Origin of the sequence: Piscinibacter sp., assembly GCF_050175855.1 — a bacterium.
In the GTDB taxonomy this organism is placed as follows: domain Bacteria; phylum Pseudomonadota; class Gammaproteobacteria; order Burkholderiales; family Burkholderiaceae_C; genus Piscinibacter.
The window spans coordinates 1-7,436 of sequence record NZ_JBFXIO010000258.1; the positions used below are offsets into that span (position 1 = coordinate 1).

4 protein-coding genes are annotated in these 7,436 nt (G+C 73.7%); 3 read left to right on the plus strand and 1 reads right to left on the minus strand.

Translation table 11 applies throughout. The features are described from left to right. Positions 1 to 212: 212 nt before the first annotated feature. Positions 213 to 542, minus strand: a complete 330-nt coding sequence (gene trxA, locus AB7U92_RS17875; RefSeq protein ID WP_428579914.1) for a thioredoxin TrxA — start codon at positions 540 to 542, stop codon at positions 213 to 215. A gap of 126 nt (positions 543 to 668) precedes the next feature. On the opposite strand from trxA, the gene AB7U92_RS17880 reads away from it, so the two are divergent. From AB7U92_RS17880 to AB7U92_RS17890, 3 genes are all read left to right on the plus strand, one after another. Next, entirely contained in the window at positions 669 to 3,269 is a 2,601-nt protein-coding gene (locus AB7U92_RS17880; protein WP_428579917.1) for a PD-(D/E)XK nuclease family protein, read from the plus strand. Next, entirely contained in the window at positions 3,266 to 6,493 is a 3,228-nt protein-coding gene (locus tag AB7U92_RS17885) for a UvrD-helicase domain-containing protein (protein ID WP_428579920.1), read from the plus strand. The genes AB7U92_RS17880 and AB7U92_RS17885 overlap by 4 nt, the downstream gene beginning before the upstream one ends. A 107-nt stretch (positions 6,494 to 6,600) precedes the next feature. Then, a partial coding sequence (locus AB7U92_RS17890) for a serine/threonine-protein kinase (protein WP_428579923.1) occupies positions 6,601 to 7,436 on the plus strand: 836 nt, incomplete at its 3' end.

Genomic DNA, 7,436 nt, shown 5'->3' on the forward strand with positions numbered 1-7,436 from the left:
CACCTCTCACGACCGCTTTGAAGCCTGGCGGCGTGGACCTGCGTCTGGGAGCTGCGGGAACGCTGGAGTGGGGGCCGGATCCACGCTGAGCCCGATGCGGGCTGGAACTGGCGCCCGAGGTATCGGAGCGCGTTTCCGTGCGTGGTGGCTGGATTTTCTGCGACGCCGCCCGGCGACTCGTGGGGCCGGGTCGGCGCAGCGATTGGCGACGATTATAGATGACCGTCGAGGAAGGCCGTCAATTGGGCCTTGGACAGCGCGCCGACCTTGGTCGCGGCGAGCTGGCCGTTCTTGAACAGCATCAGCGTCGGGATGCCGCGGATGCCGAACTTGGCCGGCACGTCGCGGTTCTCGTCCACGTTCATCTTGGTGATCTGCAGGCGGCCGTTGTAGTCCTTCGACACCTCGTCGAGGATGGGCGCGATCATCTTGCAGGGGCCGCACCACTCGGCCCAGTAATCGACGAGCACCGGCTTGTCGGACTGGAGCACGTCGGCTTCGAACGACGCGTCGGAAATGTGTTTGATCAGATCGCTGCTCATGGGATGGTCCTCGGGAGGGCACCCCGCCTGAGAGGTGACGAGGCACAATGATTCTGACACAAAGCCCCCCGGGGTGCCGGCCGTGCCGCCCTCGACGCCCCTATGGCTGCGATAGAGCGCACCCCCTTGCAAACCGCGGAAGGCCGGGTCTGGCAGGCCTTGGCGACCCGTGTGCGCGAGTGGGCCGCGGTCCGCGATCTGCCCCTGCGCGACGTGGTGCTGCTGCTGCCCTTCAGCGCCCTGCTGCCGCCGGCCCGCGAGGCCTTCGCGCGCGGCGGTGGCTGGCAACCGCGCATCGAGACGGCGCGCACCTGTGCCGCCTCGCTCGCCCCGCCCGTCGCGGTGCAGCCGATGCAACTGAGCTTCGATGCCGCGGCCGATCGCCTGGTCGCGGCGCGGCTGCTGCGGCTGCAGTCGGTGGGTGCCGCCTGGGCGAAGGCCGACCCGAGGCGATTCGACCGTGCCGTGGCGGCCGTCGTCGAGACTGCCCAGGCACTGGCCGGTGCGGCGCATGAACTGCCGCCCGACGCGCGCGAGGCCTACTGGGCCGATGCGCGCCAGCGGCTCGCTCCCAGCGCGGGCCCGGGGGCGCAACAGCGCTGGCTGGCCCGCCTGGCACTCGAGTGGGCCGCGCAAAGCGCGGCGCCGGCGACGGACCGCCTCTTCGAGGCCGAGCCCGCTGGCTGGGTGGCCTTGCAGGCCGGCGGTCCCGACGGGCTGGTCGAGTCTCTGCTGGCCGCGGCGCGCTGCCCCTGCCTGATCGTCGATGCCGATGCCGATGCGGACGCCGGTCTCTCTTCACGCACCAACATACCGTCGCTGGCCCGCTGCCCAGGCTTCGAGGACGAGGCCCAGGCCGCGGCGGCTCAGGTGCTCGTGCACCTCGAACGCGGCGAGCATCCGGTGGCCCTCATCGGCCTCGATCGCCAGCTGGTGCGGCGCATCCGGGCGCTGCTGGAGCGGCAGCACGTGCCCCTGGCCGACGAGACGGGCTGGACACTGTCGACCACGCGCGCCGCCGCGCTGGTGATGGCGATCCTGCGTGCCGCGTCGCCGCGCGCCGGCACCGACATGCTGTTCGATGGGCTCAAGGCCTTGCCGGGCTGGCCCGGCGTCGAGGCGGCGGACAACCTCTTGCGCGCGATCGAGCGGGAGTGCCGGCGCCGGGCCATCTCGCGCGTCGAGCGCCTGGCACAGGCCGAGCTCGAACCGGCGCTGGCCGATCATGTGGCGCGCATCGACGCCGTGCTCGCGCTGCTGCGCGGCGGCCCGGCCAGCGTCGCCGAATGGCTGTCGCGGCTGGCCGGAGCCCTGCGCGGCTGCGGCGCCTGGGACATGCTCTCGGCCGATGCCGCCGGCCAGGCCGTGCTGCGTGCGCTGCGCCTGGACGAGCCAGCGGCCGGCAGCGCGGCCTGGCACGACGCAGCCAGCCAGGCCCGCATGGGGCTCGACGGTTTCGTGGCCTGGGCCGATGCGGTGCTGGAAGGCGGCAGCTTCACGCCGCCCGGGCCTGCCGCGGACACCGTGCGCGTCGTGATCACGCCGCTGGCCCGTGCGATGCTGAGGCCGTTCGCGGCGCTGGTCTGCCCGGGTGCAGACGACCGCCACCTCGGCGCGGCGCCCGCGGCCCATCCGCTGCTGTCGGAGGCGGAGCAGGTCGCGCTGCGGCTGAGCGGCCGCGCGCAGCGGCAGCAACGCGAGGCGCTGGCCTTCGCGCAGGCGCTGGCCGCGCCACGCGTCACCTTCCTGCGTCGCCATGTCGACACCAGCGGCGAGCCGCTGGCCGACAGCCCGCTGCTGCAACGTCTCGGCCTCGATCTCGCCCAGCAGGGCAGGGCAGTGGCGCCCTGGCAGGACCCGCGCGTTCGCCGGCAGCTCGAATGGCGGCCCGTGGCGCACCCCCAGCCGGTGGCGAGCGAGGCGCTGCCGGGCCGCGTGTCGGCCAGCGCTGTCGAGGCGCTGCGCGATTGCCCCTACCGCTTCTTCGCCCGCCACGTGCTCGGCCTGCGCGAGGACGACGAGCTCGAGGCCGAGCTCGAGAAGCGGGATTTCGGCGACTGGCTGCACCGCGTGCTGTACCGCTTCCACGCGCAGCGCCAGGCGCCGGGCAGCGTCGAGGACGAGTCGCGGCAGCTGCACGCGATCGCGTCGCAGGAGCAGGGCACCCAGGGCCTGTCCGACGACGAATTCCTGCCCTTTGCGGCCTCGTTTGCCCGCCTCGTACCGCGCTACCTCGAGTGGCTGCATCGGCGCGACGACGACGGTGACCAATGGCAGGCTGGCGAACGCGAGGCGCGTCTGCGCACGGCGGCGACGGGCGGCATCGAGCTGTACGGCGTGATCGATCGCATCGACCGCGTCGAGCACGGTGCAGCGCTGCAGCTGATCGACTACAAGACCTCGTCGCCGGAGCGCCTGAAGGCGCGCGTGCGCCAGCCGCTCGAGGACACGCAGCTGGCGTTCTATGCCGCCCTGCTGGCGCCGGAAGCAGGCCGGCCGTTGCGTGCCTGCTACCTGCCGCTGGAGCCTTCCGACGCGATCAAGCCGATCGTGCACGACAACGTGCAGCGCAGCGCCGAGGTGCTGGTGCGCGAACTGGGCGCCGAGTTCGATCGCCTGCGTGCAGGCGCGAGCCTGCCTGCGCTCGGCGAAGGCGAGGTCTGCGAGCACTGCGAGGCGCGTGGCCTGTGCCGCCGCGACCACTGGCCCGACGGGAGCGCCGCATGAGCGCGGCGCCCGCCTACCGCGCCGACGGCCGCCCCGTCCCGCGCGACGCCTTCTACGCGCTGGCCTGCGATCCGCGGCGCAGCGTGGTGGTCGAGGCGTGCGCCGGCGCGGGCAAGACCTGGATGCTGGTGTCGCGCATCGTGCGTGCGCTGCTCGACGGTGCGCAGCCGCAGGAGATCCTGGCCATCACCTTCACGCGCAAGGCGGCCGGCGAGATGCGCGAGCGGCTCGACGAGTGGCTGCGCGACTTCGCCGCTCCTGCGCTGGGCACTGCGGAGCGCATCGAGGCGTTGGTGGCGCGCGGCGTGCCGCCGGACCAGGCGCCCGCGCTGGCCGAGGCGCTGGCCGGGCTGCAGCGGCGCGTGCTCGATGCCGGCCGCGCTGTCGAGGTGCGCACCTTCCATGCCTGGTTCGCGCAGCTGCTGCGCGCCGCGCCATTCGAGCTGCTCGACGAGATCGGCATCGACCCCGAAGGCGAACTGCTGCAGGACCTCACCGACCACCGCGGCGAGGTGATGCGGCGCTTCCATGCCGCGCTGCTGCGAGACGATGCGCGCCGCGCCGACCATGCCGCGCTGATCGCCACACGCGGGCGCAGTCAGGCGGCCAGGTGGTTCGATGCGGTACTGGCGAGGCGCGTCGAGCTGGAACTGGCCGATGACGATGGATCGCTGGAGGACGCGGTGGCGCCGGCCGTGCCCGAGGGTGCCGCGCCGCCGCACGCCGAGATCGCCAGCGCCGCCTGGCGCGACGACCTGGCCGCGCTGGCCGGCATGCTGTGCGCCAGCGACAAGAAGACCCAGCGTGATGCCGGGCAGGCCCTGCAGCAGGCGCTGACGCTGGCCGACGACGAGGCGCGCTTCGCGGCGGTGTGGGCGGCGCTGTTCACCACCACCGGATCGCCGCGCAAGCTCAACGGCGCGGTCGGCATCGAGGCCACGCAGAACGCACTGGAAGACATCGCCCGGCGCCAGCACCAGCACGACAGCCACCTCGAGCACGCCCGCATGGTTCGCCTGGCCCGCGTGCTGCTGGTCGAGTACGCGGCCTACAAGCGCGAGCGCGGTCTGCTCGACATGAACGACCTGGAGCGTGGCGCGCTGGCCCTGCTGCGCGACGCCACCCTGGCCGGCTGGGTGCAGGAGCGGCTGGACGCGCGCATCCGCCACGTGCTGATCGACGAGTTCCAGGACACCAGCCCGCTGCAGTGGCACGCGCTGCACGGTTGGCTCTCCGGCTATGCAGGGGCCGGCGGAGGCGCCAGCGGGCAGCGGCCACCGTCGGTGTTCGTGGTCGGCGACCCCAAGCAGAGCATCTACCGCTTCCGGCGCGCCGAGCCGCGCGTGTTCGGCGCGGTGCGCGAATTCGTCGTCGACGCGCTGGGCGGCAGCGTGCTCGAGTGCGACCACACGCGCCGCAACGACCCCGGCGTGCTGGTGGCGCTCAATGCGGTGTTCACGCAGGCGCAGGCGCACGGAGCCTACGAGGGCTTTCGCGAGCACACCACCGAGTCGTCGTCGGACGCCGGCCCGGCGCTGTTTGCGCTGCCCCGCGTGCCGCGCCCGCCCAAGGAGGCGGAGCCCGAGGCCGCCGAGGCCGCTCGCTGGCGCGACAGTCTCACCGAACCGCGCAGCGAGCCGGAGACTCAGCGCCGCCGCGCCGAGGCGGAACAGGTGGCCGACGCGATCGTGCAGCGGCTCGACGGCGGTGTGCCGCCGGAGCAGGTGATGGTACTCAGCCGCACCCGGCAGCCGCTGCGGCTGCTCGCCGAGGCGCTGCAGCGCCGCCACGTGCCGCACGTGGCGGTGGACGAGACCTCGCTGATCGACGCCGCCGAGGCGCAGGACCTGGTCGCGGTGCTCGACGCGCTGGTGTCGCCCGGTCACCGGCTGTCGCTCGCGCGGGCCCTGCGCAGCCCCTTGTTCGATGCCGGTGACGAGGATGTGCTCGCGCTCGCCGGGCATGCCGTCGGCGGCGACTGGTGGGGCGCGCTGACGTCGATCGACGGCGGGAGCGAGGCGCTGCAGCGCGCGCGCGGTCTGCTCACGCAGTGGCGCGAGGTGGCCCGGGTGTTGCCTCCACACGACCTGCTCGACCGCATCGTCTCCCAGGGCGAATTGCGCGAGCGCCTGGCCTCGCGCGTGCCGGCAGCCCGGCGTGCCACCGCGCTGGCCACCGTCGACGCCGTGCTGGCCCAGGCGCTGGCGCTCGACGGCGGCCGCTACGCCACGCCCTATGCCTTCGTGCGCGCACTCAAGCGCCGCACGATCACCGTGCCGGCCCCCGACCTCGGCGGCGCGGTGCGCCTGCTCACTGTGCACGGCGCCAAGGGGCTGGAGGCCGACATCGTCTTCGTGATGGACGCCGACCCCGAGGCCGGCAAGGCCGAGACGGCCACGCTGCTCGTCGACTGGCCGGTGCAGGCGGCGGCGCCGCGGCGCTGCGCGTTTGTCTACAGCGAGAGCCGCTGCCCGCCGGCGCTGGCGCCGCTGATGGACGAGGAACGCCGCGCCCGCGAGCGCGAGGAGCTCAACGGCCTGTACGTGGCGATGACGCGGGCGCGGCGGCAGCTCGTCTTCAGCGCCACCGAGCCGCACCGTGGCAGCGCCTCGGTCAGCTGGTGGCAGCGCGTCGCCTCGCACGCGGTGCCGTGGGCAGGGGCGATGGGCGGCGGGGCCGCCGAAGCTCGGCCGCGCGCCGAACCCGCGCCCGAAGTCGTCGACCTGCCGCGCTGGTCGACTGCGCCGGCGTCGCCAGTCCTGCCGGCGAGCGTGGACGACAGCCCGGCCTCGCGGCTCGGCCAGGCGGTGCACCGTGTGCTGGAGTGGCATGGGCGGGGCGGCGACCTCGCCACGCTGGCGGCCGGCGCCGCGGCGGAGTTCGGCGCGCCCGCCGCCGAGGTGGGCCGGATCGCCTCGCGCATCCTCGCCAGCCCCGAGTGCGCGCGCTTCTTCGACGCCAGCGCGCTGCGCTGGGCGGCCAACGAGGTGCCGGTGAGTTTGGACGGCACGGTGCTGCGCATCGACCGGCTGGTGCGGCTCGACGAGGACGGTGTCGACACCTGGTGGGTGCTCGACTACAAGCTGAACCAGCGCCCCGAGGAACTGGCCGCCTACCACGAACAGCTGGCGGCCTACCGGGCCGCGGTGGCGCAAGCGCAGCCCGGCGCCCGCGTGCGCAGCGCCTTCATCGCCGGCGACGGCCGGCTGGTCGAGTCCGGCTGACCAGCGGGCGTGCAATGCGCACGATTGGCGGGGTTTCCCGGCGCTGATCGTGCGTTCCGGACGTCGGTGGCTCGCTTCCAATCGGCAGACGTCCACTGCCGTTTGCCATGGCCGCATCCGCCACGCCCGCATCGCCCGTTCGCACCAGCCCGACCCGCAGCTTCGGCCGCTACGAGCTGCGCCAGCTGCTGGGCAAGAGCGCCGGCACCATGGCCTGGCTGGCACTGGACACCCGGCTCGGCCAGGAGGTGATGCTGACGCTGCCGCGCGTGCAGCCGGCCGATGCGCAGGCCCTCGAGCACCGCGTGCGCGAGATGAAGCAGGCCGCGCGCCTGAACCACCCCCACCTGGCCCACGTGATCGAGGTCGGCGTGCAGGACCACTGGCCCTACCTGGCCTGCGACCGCGCCCTCGGCGTCACCCTGGGCGAGTGGCTGGCCGCTCAGCCGCCGCTGGCGCCGCTGGAGCTCACCGGCCTGCTCTGCCAGGCGCTGCAGGGCCTGGCCTTCGCCCACGAGGCCGGCGTCGTGCACCATGATCTGCAGCCCTACCAGTTGCTGGTCAGCCCACAGGGGCAGGTGCGGGTGGCGGCTTTCGGCGCCGTGGAGCAGGCCGCTTCCACCTCCGATGCCCCCGGCGACCGCGGCATGGCCGTGGATGCCGCCTCCTTGCGCGCCCAGCGAGACGGCGCCCAGCGCGACGTTCTGGCCATCGGCGTGCTGCTGCATCAGCTGCTGTCCGGCGCGGCCGTGCTGGACGAGCCCGACATTTCGCTGGTCATCGCCCGCATGCAGCCGCAAGGCCGCGATCTCGTCCGCCTGCCCTGGACCACGCCGCAGCCGGTGCCCGAAGGGCTTCGCGCCATCGCCAACCGCTGCACTGCCACTCAGGAGCGCCAGCGCTACCACAGCGCCCGCACGCTGCTGCGCGCGCTCGAGGGCTG

Coding starts and splice junctions, on each gene's coding strand:
- trxA (WP_428579914.1), bottom strand. CDS start 542: ATGAGCAGCGATCTGATCAAACACATTTCCGACGCGTCGTTCGAAGCC.
- AB7U92_RS17885 (WP_428579920.1), top strand. CDS start 3,266: ATGAGCGCGGCGCCCGCCTACCGCGCCGACGGCCGCCCCGTCCCGCGC.